The following is an 18,244-nucleotide window of genomic DNA, read 5'->3' on the forward strand; positions in this document are numbered from 1 at the left end:
GCGCGTCGAGTATGGCGATGTCCGGGATCAGGTATTCGTCGTTTCCATGGAGACCTGCGGGCAGGCCCCGTGGGAGATCCTGCGCCAGGCCGCCGAGCTGCTCGATTCCATCATGTTCGACATCAAGTCCATGGACAGCGCCAAGCACAAGGAGTTCACCGGAGTCCCCAACACGCGCATCCTGGAGAACTTCAAGCTCCTGGCCGAGCATTTCCCGTCGCTGCCCATACACGTGCGCACGCCCGTCATCCCCGGCTTCAACGATACCCCCGAGGACATAAGGGCCATCGCGGGCGTGGTTTCCGGCCACGCCAACGTGGACTACGAGCTGCTCCCCTATCACCGCCTGGGAACGCAGAAATATGCGTTCCTGAACCGGGAAGCGCCCATGGGCGCGGTGTCGTTGGATGCGGACCGGATGGACCAGCTGCTGGCGGTCTTGGGCAAGTGAGCGCCCGGTGACCGGGCGAATGCGGCAAAACGAGTCGAACAACATGAAAAGGGTCACGGCAAAAACCGTGACCCTTTTTTTATCTTGCCGGGGCGGCGAGATTTGAACTCACGGCTCCCCGCGCCCGAGAAATGGACAAAGTGTCCCGTGCTTTGAAATCTTTCGATAAAGTTTTATCGGATAACATGTTTTCGGGAAAACCGGCCATTGACTATGTCAGAACGGTGATCCAAAGGTTAGCCGCCGGAGGTTGTCACCATGGAAAGATGTTTCGTTCCTTCGTTCTCTCATTCTCGCAGAGCGCGGATTGCCCTCAGAGGGGCTCAAGATTGGGACATGTGTTGCTTTTGGCATATTTAAAAAATACGGGATTTCACAATGAAGAAAATGACGCCCCCCAAAAACATGCCCATGGACTTGGCGGACCGTTACACCATGAATGGCGTGGCTAAGGTGTATGATTGGTATTTCGATGATTCGTACGACATTGGCCAGCCCAGGCACTACGCGATGCAAACTTTTTTAGACCTGACGGCAAAGGCCAAGCGTGGCGAAACACATTATTACGGGGTGACAGACCTTTGGCTCTATCAGGCTTTGGCCCTGTTCCCACTTGCCGGAAAGAGGGTCGCGGTGTTCGGTTCGGCGACGCCCTGGTATGAATCCATTTGCCTGGCGTACGGTGCCCGGGAGGTGGTAATCTTCGAGTACGGGCCGATCATATCCGAACATCCATCAGTGCGCATGGTCACTTACGAACAATTCGCGCAATGTCCCGAGCCTTTCGACGTGGGGCTGTCCATATCCTCTTTCGAGCACGACGGCCTCGGCCGTTACGGCGATCCCCTCGACCCTGAGGGCGACCTTAAGGCAATGCAGGCCGCCAAGAGAATCATCCGCAAAGGGGGGCTCCTGTATCTGGCCCTGCCGATCGGCACTGATGCCGTCACATGGAACGCTCACCGGGTCTACGGCTTGCTACGTTTGACAATGATGTTCGATGGTTGGAGCACCTTGGCTAGTATCGGATTCGATCCCAGGCAGTTGCTCGTCTCTGGGAGAAGTGGCGTACAACCGGTTTTCGTGCTGGAAAACAGCTGATTCGTACGGCCGCTGCGGCCCTCGCTTGGGGGGCGGACACCGGCTTCCAGGGACGGATTCGCGGGGCCGCTCGAGCAGTCGGGTATGTTTGCATTTCGGATTTCCATCACAACGCGGCCATTGCGTCCTGGCGGAGGCGGCATGGCGGGGGAATGGATATGGATGCGCATCAGCCGTTGCGATTCTTCGTCTACCGTGAGGGCGTACATTTTGATTTGCCTTTCCGAGTGGCCGCGGCCGTGGACGCTCCGAAATTTGTCCCTCTGTACGCCGGAAAGGAGAACGATTTCAATTGCCCAAGAGGAAGATATGTGTCCGTAGCCTCTCCGGAAGACGCCGACTACATTGTTTTCCCCTACATTCTTGATGATTTCATCCAGGTCATCAGGGCCATGCCCGTTCATTATTTCATCCGCAAACTTCCCTTTTTCCGCACATATGAACGAAAGCACGTCTTTTTTCACTGTCACGACCATGGGCACCCGTTGTTCACCCAGGCCCTTATTCTCACCACAACTCCCGATCGCTCCAATGCAGACGACCAATATATCAGGGCCATGCCGTATCCGCCGGGACACCACGTGCTGCGCAATTCCCCGGATTACAATTTCAACGCGATCGATCTGGACACCAACTTCATGGGCACCCTGTCCTGGCCAGTGCGCTGCAACCTAATCCAGGGCGTTTTTAAAGAGAAGGGACTGCGCTATCATATTCAGTGTCCCAACACGGTGGATTGGGCATGCAAGAAGACGTCCTATCTGCATATGGCCGACGTGGAGAATGCACGTAATCTTGAGGAACAGTTTCTCGACGCCATGAGGAGATCCTGGACCACCTTGTGCCCTCGCGGCATGGGTTCCTCGAGTATCAGATTCTTTGAAACCATGTGCCTGGGACGCATACCGGTGCACGTGTCGGATTCCTACAGGCCGCCATTCGATGACGAGATTAACTACTCTGAATTCTGCCTATTCATTCCGGAGGCGGAGGCAGGCCAAGCCGGACAAATTCTTCGCGCGTGGCTGGCCAAACGTGACCGTGGACAGAGGGAAGCCATGTGCCGCAAGGCCCGGGAGGTGTGGGAGCGGTACTTCAAGCCAGAGGATGAGATTGATCTCTGCATGAAGTACCTCCGCAAACACTTGACTGAGGCGCGCATGGCCTCGGAACCCAGGTACGGCCTGGCACCGAGCCCGCTATCGGGGGGCGGCGAACAACGGATAGTCACCCCGCCGGGATTCTACGCCAACATGGTCGTGGATGAACGCGACCTGTGGCTCGAATCAGGCTTGAAGGTGAAGCCGGCCGTTCATCCGGGCGAAGGAGAGCTGGTCAACTCGGTCCGCTCGCACGTTGATTTGCAAAGCCTCCTGGGCGCCTTGGATCTGCTGCCGCTGCTGCCGGAGAACGCCGTCGTGGCCTGCACCGGAGCGCCTTCCGGGATTCTGGCCATCATGCTGGCCAACGGGCTCGTCAGGGCGCGGAACTTCTCATCTCTTCTCTACTGCGTGGAGGATTGGGAGATGAAAGAGCCCGGTTCAGGCGAGACCTTCGCGGATTTCAGGAAAAACATCGACGCGGCCCACGCAGGCGATTTCGTCAGACCGCTTCAGGGTAAAGAGGCGCCCGAGGCCTTCAAGGACGCATCGGTTCATATGGCAGTGGTTGCAGCCCAGGAGCAACTAACGGCACGCGAGACCCTGGCAGCCTGGAGAGACAAACTGACGGCGAACGGCATCGTGGCCGTCATCCCGCCGCGAGGGGAAGTGCTTGCCGGCTCCTGGCGTGAATCCGCGCGTGATCTCGGGCTCATGGTCCATCAGGCCCATCATGAGGGCCTACTGGTCTTGCGCAAAGCTCAGGAGCGGTCAGCTGCATGGCCCGTCCCTGAAACGGTTCATCCCCCGGACGCGCCAAGCCCGGTCTCCGGTGTGCGCTCCCGTTGCGAGAAAATGCCGGTACGCTCCGGCCCCAGCGGTGAACGCTTCCTTGCCGTCAAGGCCTCCGGCGGCATGGGCAACAGGCTCCTGGGAATCATGTGCGCCAGTGTCTACAGCATGATGACCGGCCGCAAGCTTTGCGTGGACTGGTCAGACTTCATGTATTCCGACAACGGGGAGAACGTTTTCCCAAAGCTTTTCAAGCTGGACGGCCTGCCTTTCTCCTACCGCATGCCGCGCACCGAGGACATTTGTCCGGAGTTCTGGCGCGAATTGCTGTATGCCAACGCCTTGATGGAGCAGTACGGCATCAACCACCTTGATCCCAAGGTCATGGACGTGACCCGGGTGGACCTGACCAAACGCTATGAGCAAACCGTAGCCGCCTTCTGGTCTTTCAACCTGGATCCCTTGCACGAGGCTCTGGGGCATGTCCACGAGCACTTGCCCCGGTTCGCCGGCCTCGGTGTGGACGAAGTCTGCGGCGAACTCATGAAGAAGCACATCCTGCCAAGGCCGGTGGTGACGGACAGGGTGGACGCTTTCGTGGAGAAGAACTTCTCCACGCCCATGGTGGGGGTTCACATCCGGCAGACCGATCTGCGCATGCCCCTGGAGGAAGTGGGCAAGACGGTGGAGGACTTGAAAAGGGAACTTGGCGCCCGGGTGTATCTGGCGACGGACAACCCTCGAGTCGAGCGCATGATGGGAGAGCTGTTCAAGGACGAGCTGGTGCTGATGCCCAAACGTTACCCAGACGGCGAAAAACACATGCACAGTCACAGGATAACGGGCATGAGCAATTTCGACAAAGCCGTGGACGCAATGGTGGAGATGTATTTGCTCTCGCGCTGCAATGCCATTGTCCGCTACCAGCCGAGCTCATTTGCCAGGATCAGCGGCTATTGCTCCAATCTCCAGGCCGAGCGGCTGATAACAGTGCCGGCATGAAGCGCGGAGGCGGCGAGGACAGGTCACACGGCCGGCCCATATTCGGGGCTTAAAAGGGGAGGAGCGGCCAACAGGTTGTCCAGGCCGGTTATCCAACAGAAAAGGGGTAGCTCAAATAGAGCTACCCCTTGATTTCTTTGGTCGGGGCGGCGAGATTTGAACTCACGACTCCCTGCGCCCAAGGCAGGTGCGCTGCCAGGCTGCGCTACGCCCCGTCCGGAGATGTGTTCCCTAGAGAATTCCTGGCCCGCTGGCAAGGAAAGTTCAGGCCGGTCCGTCTTCTTCGCGGGCGGGCGGGCGGCCCTTGCCGGTCACGTCGATGATGATGGAGTGGAAGACGGTCCGCCCGTGGTGGCTCATGGCCGACACTCGCGACTCCACCTCGCGCACCTCGCCGCTGGCCAGGCGGTGCTTGAACGTGAACAGGCAGCGGCTGCCAAGCTTGGCTTCGTCCAGGGCCGCGCGCAGTTCGTCCTCGGGCAGGACGTTGATCTCGCCGATGTTCATGGAGCGTAGCGCGTCCAAGGGGTAGCCGTAGAAGGCCTGGGCCGTCGGGTTGGCGTCCAGGATGGCCCCGGAGTCCGAGTCGATGAGCAGTTGCACCGTGCAGTTCGAGAGGAAGAGGTTGCGGTAGCGCTGCTCCGATTCCCTAAGGGTCAGTTCGCAGGCCTTGGATTCGGTGATGTCGAACCACGACCCCACGATCTCCAGGGGCCTGCCCTGCGCGTCGCGAACGAGGCGGTAGTCCACCCGCGTCCAGCGCCAGCTGCCGTTGCCGTGCCGGAAGCGGAATTCGTGCTCGAGCCTGCCCTTCTCGAGGAGTTGGGGCCTGCGCTCGAGCAGGCGCTCGAGTTCTCCCGGGTAGAGGTTCGCGGCCCAGGCCTCGTAGTTGCCCACGAAGGCCTCGGGCTCGTGGCCGAAGACCGTGCGCAGGTTGTCGGAAATGTAGGTGGCGCTGAAGTCCTCCCCGGGCTTGCTAGTGAAGAGCACGGCCGAGCACGAGGCGAGCAGGAGCTCCAGGAAACGTCGCGCGCGCTCCAGGGATTCCTCGGTGCGCTTGCGGTCGGTGATGTCGAAGGACATGTGCACCGCGCCCTTGACCGCGCCGTCGCGGGTGCGCACCGGGTTGCAGCGCACCACGTAGGTGCGTCCGGACGGGGCCGTGAACTCGCCCTCCCAGGGCTTGCCCTTGGCCATGGACTCGGGCAGCGGGCAGCCCGGGCAGGGCTGGTCCAGGCCCTGGAAGACCTTGTGGCAGCGCTGGCCCAGGCACTCCGCGCCCTTGACCGCCGGGGAGTTGGGGTCCCCGCTGGAGGCCCAGGCCACGCGCATCCCGGGGTCCACGAACTTCACGGTCATGCCCGAGAAGCTCTTGAGCAGGGCGGAGCGTTCCTGGATGGCGTTCTCCAGGGCGATGCTCGCGTTGACGCGCTCGGTGACGTCGAAGCCCACGAACAGCACGCTGGCGATCTGGCCGTCGTCGTCGAACACGGGGGTGCTGCGCGTGAGCCAGTGGCGGCCGTCCGGGGTCTCGAGCTCGCCGTTGGCCGGGCGGCCCTTGGCCAGGGTCACGCTCACGGGGCAGCCGGGGCACGGCGTATCGCTGTTCATGACCTGGGCGTGGCAGGTCTTGCCGGTCTCCAGCGCAGAGCCGTTCGTGCCGGCGGCGGCCTGGTTGGCCCAGATCACCTCGTAGCGCGGGTTCACCTGCTTTATGATCACGCTGTCCAGGCTGGAGAGGATCGAGGCCTTTTCCCGCTCGGCCAGGCGCAGGGAGCGCTCGGTCATGGCGCGCAGGCTGGCCTCGCCCTCCAGGCGGGCCACGGTGGAGGCCAGGTGCGCCGTGCGGTCGCGGATCATGAACTCGAGCGAGTCCTTGGAAGCGGCCAGGAGCTCCTCGAAGCGGCGCTGGTCCGTGACGTCGATGGCCACGCCCATGACCCCCCCCTCGCCGGAGGCGGCCTCGGCCATGAGCAGCACGTGGCGCAACGCGCCGTCGCGCCTGATGATGCGTAGCGGCGTGAGCGGATGGGAGCGCATGGCGTCCAGGGAGTCGAGCAGGGCCTGGGCCGCCGGGCGGTCCTCCTCCAGGACGTGGCCGAGCAGGCGCTTGCGGGTGAGCTGCCTGGGCTGCGAGGCCGGGAAGCCCAGCATGGAGCGGATTGAGGGCGAAAGCCTGCACGGGTGCTCAAGGCCCCGGTATTCCCAGACGCCCAGGTGGCTTACATGCAGGAAGGTCCTGCTCACCGGCGGGTCGTGCCCCGGGGGAGGGGTGGCGGCCGGGCCGGGGGTGAACAGGAACAGGTTGGCCGGACGCGTGTTCAGGGCCTGGGCGATGCGTTCGATACAATCGAACGAGGGCGAGACGAGCCCGCGCTCCATGCGGCCCAGATATCGGTCGGAGATGCCGACCAGCTCCGCCAGTTCCAGCTGCGTCAGGTTGGCCAGCTGTCTGAGCGTCCGCAACCGGTCGCCGAAGTGTTTCTTCAAGAACCGCACCCCATGATCGAAGCTTATCCCAATCATTCCGGCCTAGAAACAACCCAAGGGATTGTATTCCCATATGCGCGCTCCTGCATCGCCAGTCAATGAGCGGGAGCCGGAAATCGCGTTCCGGGCTGATTCGGGCGGGTGAGGCCGCTTTCCTCCGGGCGCTCCATGGGCTATCAAGGACACATGCACGGCCATCCGCTGATATCATCGCTGCTGGGGCAGCTCGAATCCATGGAGCGCACGGCCAGGGAACTGCGCGCCCCGCTTCTGGCGGGACAGGCCGAGGCCCTGCGCCAGGGCGTGCTCGGACTCGTGGGAGAGCGGGCCGCGCTGGAGGAGGCGGCGGCCATGGCCGCTGTCAAGGCCAGGAGGCTGGAGATGGCCATCGAGGAGAACCGCAGGCGCCATGAGGACGGGCTGCGCTCCTTCGACCGCTTCCGCCAGGCCTTCGTGATCGTGGAGTCCCTGCGTGACCTGGGCTCCCTGCCGGACATCCTGGAGCGGCTGCGCGCGCTCTTCCGGGTTGGGCGGATGCGCCTGGTGCTGGACGAGGCCGGGTTCGGCGCCTACTTGCCGGAGGAGCTGCCCGTGATGCCCCAGGAGCTCCTGCTCGAACTCGCCGCCAAGGTGCGCGCCTCGGGCAGGCGCAGCTACGTGGGGCCCGCCACGCTCGCCCCGGAAGGCGTGTTCACCCAGGCCGAGGCCAGGCGCTGGGGCTCGTGCTTCGTCTATCCCCTGGCCGACCGTTTCCGGGAGGGCCGCCTGGCCGGGCTCATGGTCGTGGCCGACCTGAGCCCCGCCCGCTACCGTGAGGACATGGCCACGGATTACATGGAGCATTTCAGCGACGCCCTGGCCAGCTCCGTCACCGAGGTCACGGACCGGCGCAAGGCCGAGGAGCTGCGCGAGGACGTGGAGCGCATCACGCGCCACGACCTCAAGTCGCCCTTGTCGGCCATCCTGACCCTGCCGCAGCTTCTGCTTGAGGCCGACAACCTGACCCCCCGCCAGCGCGACATGATCCGGCTGATGCACGAATCGGGCAGGCGCATGCAGTCCATCGTCACCATGTCGCTGTCGCTCTACAGCATGGAGCGCGGCAGCTACCAGCCCAGCCGCGCCGAGCTCGACCTGGCTGGGCTCGCCCGCGCCATCTGGGAGGAATGCGGCGGCCCGTACCGCTCCGCCAGGATGACCCTGGAAATCGAATCGGCCGAGGATCCCTTCGTGGTCATGGCCGAGGAATTGCCCTGCTACACCATGCTGGCGAACCTCGTGAACAACGCCCTGGAGGCGTCCAAGCCCGGGGACCGCGTCACGGTGCGCCTGCGCCGCGAGCCGGGCTGGGCCGTGCTCGAGGTGGCCAACTCGGGCGACGTGCCCGAGGCCATCCGGGAGCGCTTCTTCGAGAAGTACGCCACCAGCGGCAAGCGCGGCGGCACGGGGCTTGGCACCTACACGGCAAGACTCGTGGCCCAGGCGCACGGCGGAAGCATCGAGCTTCAGACCGGCCAGGGCGAGGGCACGGTGGTGCGGGTCAGGCTGCCGGACGGCGAGGCCCGGGCCTGAGGGCTCAGCGCCCGCCCGTCAGCAGGGAGTAGGCGGGAGGAAGCAGCCTCTTGAGCGCAAGCCCCAGGCCAAGGCAGGCCAGGGGGGTCGCGGCTGCCAGCGCGAGAGTGTAGCCGAGCTGTGCCGCGGTGCTGCCCGCCAGGGGGACGCCCCGTGTCCATTGGGACAGGTAGGAGAGCACGGGCTCGTGCAGCAGGTAGATGAAGAAGATGTACGGGGCCAGGGCGTGCAGCCACTTCCACTCGCCGAGCCCGGCCGGACGCGACCAGAACCAGACCGTGGCCACGCCCAGGAGCACGCACTGCCTCCAGAGCGGGAACTTGTACGGGTAGCCGGGGTGCGCGATGTGCACGTAGACGCTCACCGCCGTGAGCGCCACGAAGAGGGCCGTCACGGCCAGGGACACGGGCGCGGGCGGGTCGAGCCTCGCGCGTTTCACCGCCAGGAACCCGCCCAGGTAGAAGAAGAAGGCCCCGCCCAGGTCCAGGACGAGCCCCTCCTGCAGCATGAAGTTCCACGAAAGCCACAGCGCCGCGAGCCCGGCCCAGGGAAGGGTGCGCAGCGCCAGGCCGAGGACCGGCGCCAGAAGCGCCAGCAGGAACAGGTCGCGCAGGAACCACAGCGGGTAGATGAGCGGCAGCCCGTCCAGGCCCAAAAGCAGGTTCAGCCAGCCGCGCTCGCGCACGTAGGTGGTGCCGCCGATGCCAGGCACCGAGCCCTCCACCACGATCCAGCCGAGCCAGAACAGGTTGACCAGCAGGAAGGGCAGCATGATCGTCCTGAAGCGCTTGGCCACGAACCCGGGGTAGGCCGCCAGGCCTTTGTCCGGGCGCAGGAAGAGCAGGTAGCCGGAGATGGCGAAGTAGAGGGGCACCGCCGTCTGGAAGAGGTGGCGGCAGACCGCGTTGAACAGGGTGGCAGCCGCCTGGGTCTCGGCCACGCCGGAAAAGAGCAGGCCCTTCTCTGCGTGGATGCCCACCACCGCGAGCATGAGCAGCGAGCGCAGGGCGGTGATGCGCCTGGAGGTGTCCCGGTCCAGGGTGAAGGCGGTCATGGCGGCGGGTCGGGGCGTTTCGGCGTCGCGAGCGCTCATCCGGGCAGCTGCGCGCCGGTCAGGCCGAAGCGGCGCTGCCTGCCCGCGTAGTCGGCCAGGGCCTTTTCGAGTTCTGCGTCGTCGAAGTCGGGCCAGGCAACGTCCGTGAAATAGTATTCCGCGTAGGCGCTCTGCCAGAGCAGGTAGTTGCTGATGCGCACCTCGCCGCTGGTGCGGATGACTAGGTCCGGGTCGGGCTGGCCCGCGGTGAAGAGCTCCTGCGCGAAGCGCTCCTCCGTGATCTCGCCCGGCTTCACGCCCTGCTCCACGAGCCGCCTGCACGCGCGCAGGATCTCGCCCCGGCCCGAGTAGTTGAGCGCGAGGTTCAGCGTCATGGACTTGCAGTGCGCGGTCTTGGCCAGCACGTGCTTGAGCACCTGGCGCACGGCGAAGGGGAAGTCCTCCAGTTCGCCCAGGACCTTCAGGCGGATGTCCTGCTCGATGAGCGAGGCGAGCTCGTTGTTCAGGAAGCTGACCAGCAGGTCGAAGAGCGTGCGGATCTCGTCCTGGGGGCGTCCCCAGTTTTCCTTGGAGAAGGTGTACAGGGTCAGGTGGGCGATGCCCAGCTCGCGGCAGCGCGTCACCAGGCGCTTGGCTGTCCTGGTGCCCTCGCGGTGGCCCTCGCTGCGCGAAAGGCCCCTGCGCTGCGCCCAGCGCCCGTTGCCGTCCATGATGACGGCCAGGTGGCGCGGCAGGATCTGCGGCGTCTGGGACATGGGCTGGGCTGGTCCTCCTGGTGGGACTGCCCCCCCGGCCGGGCCGGAGGGGCAGGGAACGTTCACGGGCAAGGCCCGGGCGCGGGCCACGGGCAGTGTACACGCTGGCCCGCCAGGGTCAAGGCGGGCCGGGGCGCGCTAGATCTCCATGATCTCCTTCTCCTTCTTGGCCAGGCTCTGGTCGAGCTTGGCCACGTAGGAGTCGGTGGCCTTCTGGATGTCGGCCTCGCCCTTGCGCAGGTCGTCCTCGGAGATGGCCTTGTCCTTCTGAAGCTTCTTGAGCGCGTCGTTGGCGTCGCGGCGGATGTTGCGCACGGCCACCTTGGCTTCCTCGGTGTACTTCTTGGCCACCTTGACCAGGTCCTTGCGGCGTTCCTCGGTGAGCGGCGGCAGGCCGATGCGGATGACCTTGCCGTCGTTGACCGGGGTCAGCCCCAGGTCGGACTTGAGGATGGCCTTCTCCACCAGGGCGAAGGCCGCGCGGTCCCAGGGCTGGATGGTGATGGTGCGGCTGTCCGGGGTGGAGAGGGAGGCGATCTGGTCCACCGGGGTGGGGGTGCCGTAGTAATCGACCTTCAGGCCGTCCAGCAGGGCCACGGAGGCGCGGCCGGTGCGCAGGTGGGAGAACTCCTTCTCCAGGGCCGCCGCGGCCTTGTCCATGCGGTTCTTGGCGTCCTTGAGCACGTTGTCCATGCGACTCTCCTTATTCGACGATGGTACCGGCGTTCATCCCGGTGATCACCTTCCTCAGGTTGCCGGGGACGAACATGTTGAAGACGACGATAGGCATGTTGTTGTCCATGGCCAGGGACACGGCGGTGGAGTCCATCACCTTGAGCTGCTTCTCGAGCACTTCCATGTAGGTCAGCCTGTCGAACATCACGGCGTCGTCGAACTTCTTGGGGTCCTTGTCGTAGACGCCGTTGACCTTGGTGCCCTTGATGATCACTTCGCTCTTGAGTTCCATGGCCCGCAGGGCGGCGGCGGTGTCGGTGGTGAAGTAGGGGTTGCCGGTCCCGGCGGCGCAGATGACCACGCGGCCCTTCTCCAGGTGCCTGACGGCGCGGCGGCGGATGTAGGGCTCGCAGACCTCCTGCATGGTGATGGCCGAGAGCACGCGGGTGGAGAGGCCGAGCTTCTCCAGGGCGTCCTGCACGGCCACGGCGTTCATCACGGTGGCCAGCATGCCCATGTAATCGGCGCTGGCGCGCTCCATGCCGGAGGCCGAGGCGGACATGCCCCTGAAGATGTTGCCGCCGCCGATGACCATGGCCAGTTCCACGCCCATGGAGGCGGCGTCCACGATCTCCCTGCAGAAGTTGCCGACGGTCTCGGGGTCGATGCCGAAGCCTTTGGCCCCGGCCAGGGCTTCCCCGGAGAGCTTCAGGAGCACGCGCTTGAAACGAAGGTTTTCCATGTGAGTCCGGTTCCTGTGGGCTTGGGGGCGTTTCCCGGTTCCGGTCCGCCGCGCCGTGCGGCCGGCCGGGCGGGAGTGCGCCGCCGTGGGGCGTTCGCCCTTGTTACGTGATTTCCCGTTGGAAAGCGAGGCCCTGCCGGGGGGCCAGCGCGAGGCGGGCCGCTCCGGGCATGTCGCCCGCGCGGCCCGGCCTCAAAAAAAACGGGCCTTGCGGCCCGCTTTGGTTATTCCTCGCTGGCGTCTTCGCCCAGCTGCATGCGGACGAAGCGGCCGATCTGGATGTTCTCGCCCAGGGTGGCCACCAGGTTGTTGAGCAGGTCCTGGACGCTCAGCTTGTCGTCCTTGATGTAGGGCTGATCGAGCAGGCACACTTCCTTGTAGTACTTCTTGACGCGGCCTTCGACGATCTTGTCCACGATGTTGTCGGGCTTGCCCTCGGCCTTGGTCTGGGCCACGTAGATGGCCTTTTCCTTCTCCAGCAGGTCCGCCGGGATCTGGTCGGAGGAGACGCACACGGGGTTGGCCGCGGCGATCTGCATGGCCACGTTCTTGGCGAACTCCTGGAACTTCTCGCCGCGAGCGACGAAGTCGGTCTCGCACTTGATCTCGACCAGGACGGCGATCTTGCCGTTGGAGTGCACGTAGGAGCCGATGACGCCCTCGGAGGTGGCGCGGCCGGCCTTCTTGGCGGCCTTGGCCAGGCCTTTCTCGCGCAGCCAGGCAACGGCCTTCTCGCAGTCGCCCCCGCAGGCCTCCAGGGCCTTCTTGCAGTCCATCATTCCGGCGCTGGTCTTGTCGCGCAGGTCCTTGACCGCGCTGGCGCTGATCTGGGTCATATCTACTGAACCTCCTCTTCGCCCGCGGCCACGGTCTCGGCGGCGGGTTCGGGCTTTTCGTCGGTTTCGGCCTTGGCGGCGGCCTCGGGCTCGGGGCGGTCCTTTCCGGAGGCCTCGCCCTCGAGGCAGGCGTCGGCGACGCAGGTCACGAAGAGCTTGATGGCGCGGATGGCGTCGTCGTTGCCGGGGATGATGTAGTCGATGACGTCGGGGTCGCAGTTGGTGTCGACCACGGCGACAACCGGGATGCCCAGCTTGCGGCACTCGCTGACCGCGATCTCCTCGCGCTTGGGATCGATGATGAAGGCGGCGGAGGGCAGGCTGTCCATGTCCTTGATGCCGCCCAGGGTGGCGTTGAGCTTGGTGACCTCGCGGCCGTACATGGCGATTTCTTTCTTGTGGTAGCGCTTGATGGTGCCGTCTTCGAAGGCGGTCTCAAGCTTCTTCAGGCGGTCGATGGAGCCGCGGATGGTCTGGAAGTTGGTGAGCATGCCGCCCATCCAGCGGTTGGTGACGAAGAACTGCCCGGCGCGCTCGGCTTCCTTCTTCACGGCCTCCTGCGCCTGGCGCTTGGTGCCGACGAAGATGATCCTGCCGCCCTTGGCCACGGTGTCGACCAGGAAGTCGTGGGCCTTCTGGAACAGCTTCACGGTCTGCTGCAGGTCGATGATGTGGATGCCGTTGCGCGCGCCGAAGATGTAGGGGCGCATCTTGGGGTTCCAGCGACGGGTCTGGTGGCCGAAGTGCACGCCGGTCTCCAGAAGCTGCTTCATGGTAACGTAGGCCATGGGGCCCTCCTTTGGGTTTTTCCTCCACGCCGGGCGTTTCCCTCCGGCCCTCGCGGGCACCCTCGGGGGTCTTTCCGGCGTGTGTGAAGTTGGGAAGCAGGACTACCTACAACGTGACGGCTGTCTTGGCAAGTGGCCCGGGTCCCCCGAAAAGAGGTTTTTCACCGGGCCGTTTTTGGCTATGAAGCCCCGATGCCCGAAGCCGCCGCGAAAAGAAACGGTTTTCCCATGCCCTGGGCGGGCGTGCTCCTCGCGGCCTGCGGCTTCGCCCTGGCCTGGCTGGCCTTCGCGCGCCTGCCCCAGGTGTTCTGGGCCGAAAGCTTCCCGGTCTACCGCCGTCACCAGCTGCCGGCCTACGCGCTGTTCGACCCCTCCCGCGCGGAGCAGCCCAAGCACGTCTTTCTGGGGTCGAGCTACATCGTCAACGCCTGGGTGGCCAACGACCTGGACAAGCCCGGCCTGCCCGAAATCGAGGACCCGGCAAGCTCCTACGCGGCCACGGCCGCCCTCGTGGCGGCCAGGGAGTTCGGCGCGTCCGGCCAGGGCTTCTACGACCTGGGCCGCCCGGGCCCGGGTTTTCTGGACCACGTCTGGTACCTGGACAAGGCCCTCGCGGCGCGAAACCTCAAGACCGTGATCTACGCCAACGGCCCCTCGGGCATGTTCCACTTCCGGCCCAGTCCCTTCGCGGACGTGGAGCGCGCGAGCCTGGAGGCCCTGTGCGTGCTCGAGGGCTGGAAGCGCCGCTACCCCGGGGCCGCGGCCTCCATCGAGGCCTACATGGAGATCATTCGCGGCTCGGACGCCTTCGCCCGGGCCGAGCGCCGCTTCGGCCCGGGCTGGCGCGGCCGCGTGGACCCGGCCGCCTTGGTCCTCAAGGACTCCCCCTGGCTCGCGCTTCGGGAGAAGCTCGCGGGGCGCAGTTCGGACGCGGCGAACATGGGGCTTCGCGGCAACACGGCACTGGCGCTCTCCAAGCCCGCCGAGCTGCGCGACCTCGCGGTCTGGCGGCTCACCTGGCTCGCCCGGTTCGACCAGGACGACGCGGGCAAGCGCACGCTGTCGCTCCTGGACACGGCCGCGCGCTTTCACGGCGACCCCCGCCTGGACGCGCCCGTGCGCCTGGACCCGCCCGTGGACCCCTTCTCCGACGAGGAGGCCCTGGCCCACCGGGCCTTCGCGCGCATGGCGGGCCAGGTGCTCGGGGAGGCGGGCGTGCGCCTGGTCTGGTTCTTCCCGCCCGAGGTGGCCATCCCCCCGGCCATGTACGAGGCCTTCTACAGGCCGGGCGTGGTGGACACGGTGCGTTCCATCCTGGAGCCCATGGGCCACGTGGTCAGCGACCACGTGGTGGACCACGGCCTCACCCAGCGCGAGTTCATGCTCCAGCAGTTCACGGACCCGGTGTTCGGCTACGGCTACAAGCCCACGTCCATAGGCAAGCTCAAGGCCGTGCGCCTGCTGCTCGAAGACATGCGGCGGGCGTCCGCCCTGCCCGGGGCGGCCCCCCGGGGAGTGTCCTGCTGGCCGGGCGAGGCCCGGCTGGCCCCCGTGAAAATGTGCGTCAGGCCCTATCCGCCGCTGGACCCGGACGTGTGCCTGCCCTGGCGCCTGGAGGACAAATGACCATCAAGCTCGCCGCGCGCTGCCTCCTGGCGGGCGCGCTGGCGTTCATCGCCCTGTCGCTGCTCGTGAACCCGGACGTCACCGGGGCGCGCGTGGCCTGGGGCACCTTCTACGGAGCGTTCTGATCATGGCTCGAAAGACGTACGCGGACCTGGCCGGATTCGTGGCCAAGACCCTGCGCGTGAAGGACCTGGGGCCGGACCCGGGCATGGGGCGCATCCCGGCGTGGGATTCGCTCGCGCACGTGAACTTGGTGCTGGCCGTGGAGGAGTGGGCCGGGGTGGCCGTCCCCCCCGAGCTCATGGGCGAACTGACCACCCTGGAGGCCCTGGCCGCCCACCTGGCCGGGGAAGGGGTCCTGGACTCGTGAGCGGCTCCTGCGACACGACGCTTTTGCACGAGCCGGTCTGGCGCTGGGCCGAGAAAACCCCGGACGCCCTGGCCGTGCAGGGTCCGCTCGACCACCTGAGCTACGCCCAGCTGGCCTCGCAGGCCGGGAAGCTGGCGCGGCTCCTCCAAGATGAGGGCTTTTCGCGCGGCGCGCGCCTGGGGCTTCTCATGGAAGGGTCCATGGCGTGCTGCGTGGGCATGGTGGCCGCGTCCAGGGCCGGGGGCTGCTATCTGCCGCTCGGCGTCAACGACCCGCCCGCGCGCCTGGCCGCCGTGATCCGCGACGCCGCGCCCGAGGCCCTGGCCACGGTGCGGGCCCACCTGCCGCTTCTCGCCCAGGCCCTGGCCCTGGCCGGGGTCTGCCCCAAGGCTCTGGTGGTGCTGGACGGGCAGCCGGACAGGGACACCCCCCTGCCGTGCCCGGCGTTCGGCCGCGAGGACGTTCTGGGCGCGCCGGAGCCTCGGGCCTGTCCGTCCATCGGGCAGGACCTGGCCTATATCCTCTACACGTCCGGCTCCACGGGTGCGCCCAAGGGCGTCATGGTGCGCCACGCCAACGTGCGCGCCTACCTGGGCTGGATGGCCGGGCAGTTCTCCGTGACCCCGGAGGACCGCTTCTCGGGCCACGCCAGCCCCACCTTCGACATCTCCGTGCACGACGTGTTCGGGGCCTTCTACGGCGGCGCGTCCGTGCACCCGCTCTCCACCCAGGCCCAGAAGGCCTTCCCGGGGCCGTTCATCGCCGCCAGGGGCATCACCTGCTGGAACTCCGTGCCCTCGGTGATCGCCATGATGCTGCGCTCGCGCCAGCTCACCCCGCACTGCTTCCCCAGCCTGCGCCTGGCCGTGTTCGCGGGCGAGGCCCTGGCCCCCAACCTGGCACGGGCCTGGATGGACGCCCTGCCCGGATGCGCGCTCTACAACAACTACGGCCCCACCGAGACCACCATCGTGGTCACCTGGCACAAGGTGGAGACGCTGGAGCAGGGCAGGCCCGTGCCCATCGGCAGGGCCACCTCCCCCAGCGAGTGCCTGGTGCTCGACCCGGACACGCTCGAACCCGTGGCTCCGGGCGCGCCGGGCAGGCTCTTCGTGCGCGGCCAGCAGGTCAGCGCGGGCTACTGGCGGAGGCCCGACCTCACGGCCCGGGCCTTCGTGCCCAACCCGCTCCAGCCGGACCTGAACGACGTGCTCTACGACACGGGCGATTTGGCCTGGGCCGGGGAGGACGGCGTGATCCACTACCTGGGCCGCGCCGACGGGCAGGTGAAGGTGCGGGGGCACCGCGTGGAGCTCGGCGACGTGGAGGCCGCGCTCTCGGCCCTGGACGGGGTGATCGAGGCTGCGGTGCTGGCCGTGCCCGGCGAGTCCGGCGCGGAGCTGGCGGCCTGCGTCTCCGGCGCGCCGGAGGCGCTCGGCGCGCGCGCCATGCAGGACGAGGAAGCCCAGGGCCGCGTGCTCTCGGCCCTGGCCCGGGCGCTGCCGCCCTACATGCTGCCCAGGCGGGTGCTCTTTTTCGGGGAGCTGCCGCGAAACGCCAACGGCAAGACCGACCGCAAGGCCCTGGACGCCCTGGCCCGTAGCGCCCTCGCGGGCGAGGCCTGAAACACGGCCCCGCCGCCTGAAGGACAAAACCCCGCGTCATGCTCAATTTCTACACCGAACTGGCCTTCTACCCCCTGGCCGGACTGGCCCTGGTGCTTTACCGCGTGCTCTCCCCCAGGCTCGGGGAGTCGGGGCGGGCGTGGCTTTTGGCGCTTGCCTCCGTCCCGTTCCTCCTGATGCTCGCCGACGGGGCGCGCATCGTGGCGTTCATGGCCATGAGCGTCGCCCTGCTGTGCCTCTCGGTGACCAGGGTGCGGGCGGGAGGGCGCGCCTGGCCGTGGGTGGTCCTTTGGGTCTGGCTTCTCGTGGCGGGCAAGCACCCGGTGTACGCCTCGTGGCTGCCGTTCGTGGACGCGAACGCCTCCGGGCTCACGGGCTGGGGCTGGATGGGCTTTTCGTATTTCGTGTTCAGGGCCGTGGACGCCCTGTTCCAGGCCCGGCGCGACCCGGGCGTGGGGCCCGCGCAATGCGCGCTCCTGGGGCTCTACTTCGCGCCCTACGTGTCCGGCCCGGTGAACCGCATGGGGCAGCTGCGCAAGGACCTCGCCGCCCCGGACGCGCCCCTGGATCTCGAGCGCGCGCTCTCGGCCGTGACGCGCATGTGCTGGGGCATCGTGAAGATCCTCTTCCTGGCCAAGTGGGCCTACTATTCGAGCGTGGCCGCTCCCGAGTTCCAGGACGCACGCCTGCCCGGGCTGCCGGGGCTCGCGCTCGGGGCCTGGGCCTACTACCTCTACATCTACTTCGACTTCTCGGGCTACACGGACGTGGCCGTGGCCCTCTCTGGGCTCTTCGGGGTCAAGCTGCCCGAGAACTTCAACCGGCCCTTTTTCGCGGCCAACATCCAGGAGTTCTGGAACCGCTGGCACATGAGCCTCTCCACCTGGTTCCGCGACTACCTCTTCTTCCCTTCGCTCAAGACCCTGCGCGCGCGGGCCCCCGGGCTGCACCCTCAGGCGGCCCAGGCCGGGGCGCTGTTCCTTACCTTCCTGGCCATGGGAGCCTGGCATGGCGACGGGCTCAACTGGGTGGCCTACGGGCTCTTCCACGGGCTCTCCATGTCGCTGTGGGCGCTCAAGCGCTGGGGGGAGGACTCCCTGGCCCCGGAGCTCTTCGCCTCCCTGCGGGCAAACCCCTTCTACCGCGCCGGGTGCGTGGCCTTCACCTTCAACTACGTTTGCATGGGCATGCTCCTCATGCTGGACTTCGACATCCTCTCCGCCCTGTTCGCCGGGTAACGCCACTTGTGCGGAAATTTGCACATC

The 18,244-nt window shown here is 66.3% G+C and carries 16 protein-coding genes and 1 tRNA gene; 9 read left to right on the forward strand and 8 right to left on the reverse strand.

Translation table 11 applies throughout. The features are described from left to right. Window positions 1–46: 46 nt before the first annotated feature. The 3 genes from ACZ5V4_RS12390 (at window position 47) to ACZ5V4_RS12400 (ending at window position 4,446) form a co-directional block, all read left to right on the forward strand. Complete coding sequence (locus ACZ5V4_RS12390; protein WP_464315167.1) at window positions 47–451, forward strand: glycyl-radical enzyme activating protein; 405 nt, start codon at window positions 47–49, stop codon at window positions 449–451. A 378-nt stretch (window positions 452–829) separates the two neighbouring features. Continuing rightward, a complete protein-coding gene (locus ACZ5V4_RS12395; protein ID WP_464315168.1) occupies window positions 830–1,552 on the forward strand; it encodes a DUF268 domain-containing protein in 723 nt (240 codons plus the stop codon). Between the two features lie 152 nt (window positions 1,553–1,704). Continuing rightward, the gene (locus ACZ5V4_RS12400; RefSeq protein ID WP_464315169.1) at window positions 1,705–4,446 is read left to right on the forward strand and encodes a nodulation protein NodZ; all 2,742 of its coding nucleotides are present in this window, start codon (window positions 1,705–1,707) and stop codon (window positions 4,444–4,446) included. Between the two features lie 138 nt (window positions 4,447–4,584). Here the strand turns inward: ACZ5V4_RS12400 and ACZ5V4_RS12405 are convergent. Together ACZ5V4_RS12405 and ACZ5V4_RS12410 are read right to left on the reverse strand one after the other, a co-directional pair. Continuing rightward, window positions 4,585–4,661, reverse strand: a tRNA-Pro gene (locus tag ACZ5V4_RS12405). A 49-nt stretch (window positions 4,662–4,710) separates the two neighbouring features. Further along, window positions 4,711–6,936: a PAS domain-containing protein gene (locus ACZ5V4_RS12410; protein ID WP_464315170.1), complete on the reverse strand. Its 2,226-nt coding sequence runs from the start codon at window positions 6,934–6,936 to the stop codon at window positions 4,711–4,713. 186 nt (window positions 6,937–7,122) lie between these two features. Here ACZ5V4_RS12410 and ACZ5V4_RS12415 point away from each other — a divergent pair, with 186 nt between their 5' ends. Further along, window positions 7,123–8,508 (forward strand): sensor histidine kinase, encoded by a 1,386-nt coding sequence (locus ACZ5V4_RS12415; protein WP_464315171.1) that lies wholly within the window; start codon window positions 7,123–7,125, stop codon window positions 8,506–8,508. A 4-nt stretch (window positions 8,509–8,512) separates the two neighbouring features. Here ACZ5V4_RS12415 and ACZ5V4_RS12420 read toward each other — a convergent pair whose 3' ends face one another. The 6 genes from ACZ5V4_RS12420 to rpsB all read right to left on the reverse strand — a co-directional run bounded on the left by ACZ5V4_RS12420 (window position 8,513) and on the right by rpsB (window position 13,358). Further along, window positions 8,513–9,562, reverse strand: coding sequence for an acyltransferase family protein (locus tag ACZ5V4_RS12420; RefSeq protein ID WP_464315172.1), 1,050 nt, complete (start codon window positions 9,560–9,562; stop codon window positions 8,513–8,515). A gap of 35 nt (window positions 9,563–9,597) precedes the next feature. Continuing rightward, window positions 9,598–10,317 (reverse strand): polyprenyl diphosphate synthase, encoded by a 720-nt coding sequence (gene uppS / locus ACZ5V4_RS12425; protein ID WP_464315173.1) that lies wholly within the window; start codon window positions 10,315–10,317, stop codon window positions 9,598–9,600. Between the two features lie 138 nt (window positions 10,318–10,455). After that, entirely contained in the window at window positions 10,456–11,010 is a 555-nt protein-coding gene (frr, locus tag ACZ5V4_RS12430) for a ribosome recycling factor (RefSeq protein WP_464315174.1), read from the reverse strand. Between the two features lie 10 nt (window positions 11,011–11,020). Beyond that, entirely contained in the window at window positions 11,021–11,734 is a 714-nt protein-coding gene (pyrH, locus tag ACZ5V4_RS12435; protein WP_464315175.1) for a UMP kinase, read from the reverse strand. Window positions 11,735–11,958: 224 nt separating this feature from the next. Further along, window positions 11,959–12,570, reverse strand: coding sequence for a translation elongation factor Ts (gene tsf / locus ACZ5V4_RS12440; RefSeq protein WP_464315176.1), 612 nt, complete (start codon window positions 12,568–12,570; stop codon window positions 11,959–11,961). A 2-nt stretch (window positions 12,571–12,572) separates the two neighbouring features. Then, window positions 12,573–13,358 (reverse strand): 30S ribosomal protein S2, encoded by a 786-nt coding sequence (gene rpsB, locus ACZ5V4_RS12445; protein WP_464315177.1) that lies wholly within the window; start codon window positions 13,356–13,358, stop codon window positions 12,573–12,575. Window positions 13,359–13,550: 192 nt separating this feature from the next. Between rpsB and ACZ5V4_RS12450 the strand changes: the two genes are divergently transcribed. Genes ACZ5V4_RS12450 through ACZ5V4_RS12470 form a run of 5 tightly spaced genes read left to right on the forward strand, consistent with a single transcriptional unit; the run spans window position 13,551 to window position 18,217 of the window. Continuing rightward, a complete protein-coding gene (locus tag ACZ5V4_RS12450) occupies window positions 13,551–14,984 on the forward strand; it encodes a hypothetical protein (protein ID WP_464315178.1) in 1,434 nt (477 codons plus the stop codon). Then, window positions 14,981–15,109 (forward strand): hypothetical protein, encoded by a 129-nt coding sequence (locus ACZ5V4_RS12455; RefSeq protein ID WP_464315179.1) that lies wholly within the window; start codon window positions 14,981–14,983, stop codon window positions 15,107–15,109. The genes ACZ5V4_RS12450 and ACZ5V4_RS12455 overlap by 4 nt, the downstream gene beginning before the upstream one ends. A gap of 2 nt (window positions 15,110–15,111) precedes the next feature. Continuing rightward, window positions 15,112–15,354, forward strand: a complete 243-nt coding sequence (locus ACZ5V4_RS12460) for an acyl carrier protein (RefSeq protein WP_464315180.1) — start codon at window positions 15,112–15,114, stop codon at window positions 15,352–15,354. Beyond that, a complete protein-coding gene (locus tag ACZ5V4_RS12465; protein ID WP_464315181.1) occupies window positions 15,351–16,979 on the forward strand; it encodes an amino acid adenylation domain-containing protein in 1,629 nt (542 codons plus the stop codon). Before ACZ5V4_RS12460 ends, ACZ5V4_RS12465 begins: the two co-directional genes overlap by 4 nt. A gap of 38 nt (window positions 16,980–17,017) precedes the next feature. After that, complete coding sequence (locus ACZ5V4_RS12470) at window positions 17,018–18,217, forward strand: MBOAT family O-acyltransferase (protein WP_464315182.1); 1,200 nt, start codon at window positions 17,018–17,020, stop codon at window positions 18,215–18,217. The last annotated feature ends 27 nt before the right edge of the window (window positions 18,218–18,244 follow it).

This window comes from Fundidesulfovibrio sp. YSD1 (genome assembly GCF_055397115.1).

Coding starts and splice junctions, on each gene's coding strand:
- ACZ5V4_RS12390 (WP_464315167.1), top strand. CDS start 47: ATGGAGACCTGCGGGCAGGCCCCGTGGGAGATCCTGCGCCAGGCCGCC.
- uppS (WP_464315173.1), bottom strand. CDS start 10,317: ATGTCCCAGACGCCGCAGATCCTGCCGCGCCACCTGGCCGTCATCATG.
- rpsB (WP_464315177.1), bottom strand. CDS start 13,358: ATGGCCTACGTTACCATGAAGCAGCTTCTGGAGACCGGCGTGCACTTC.
- ACZ5V4_RS12455 (WP_464315179.1), top strand. CDS start 14,981: ATGACCATCAAGCTCGCCGCGCGCTGCCTCCTGGCGGGCGCGCTGGCG.
- tsf (WP_464315176.1), bottom strand. CDS start 12,570: ATGACCCAGATCAGCGCCAGCGCGGTCAAGGACCTGCGCGACAAGACC.
- ACZ5V4_RS12420 (WP_464315172.1), bottom strand. CDS start 9,562: ATGACCGCCTTCACCCTGGACCGGGACACCTCCAGGCGCATCACCGCC.
- pyrH (WP_464315175.1), bottom strand. CDS start 11,734: ATGGAAAACCTTCGTTTCAAGCGCGTGCTCCTGAAGCTCTCCGGGGAA.
- ACZ5V4_RS12395 (WP_464315168.1), top strand. CDS start 830: ATGAAGAAAATGACGCCCCCCAAAAACATGCCCATGGACTTGGCGGAC.
- ACZ5V4_RS12470 (WP_464315182.1), top strand. CDS start 17,018: ATGCTCAATTTCTACACCGAACTGGCCTTCTACCCCCTGGCCGGACTG.
- frr (WP_464315174.1), bottom strand. CDS start 11,010: ATGGACAACGTGCTCAAGGACGCCAAGAACCGCATGGACAAGGCCGCG.
- ACZ5V4_RS12450 (WP_464315178.1), top strand. CDS start 13,551: ATGCCCGAAGCCGCCGCGAAAAGAAACGGTTTTCCCATGCCCTGGGCG.
- ACZ5V4_RS12400 (WP_464315169.1), top strand. CDS start 1,705: ATGGATATGGATGCGCATCAGCCGTTGCGATTCTTCGTCTACCGTGAG.
- ACZ5V4_RS12415 (WP_464315171.1), top strand. CDS start 7,123: ATGCACGGCCATCCGCTGATATCATCGCTGCTGGGGCAGCTCGAATCC.
- ACZ5V4_RS12460 (WP_464315180.1), top strand. CDS start 15,112: ATGGCTCGAAAGACGTACGCGGACCTGGCCGGATTCGTGGCCAAGACC.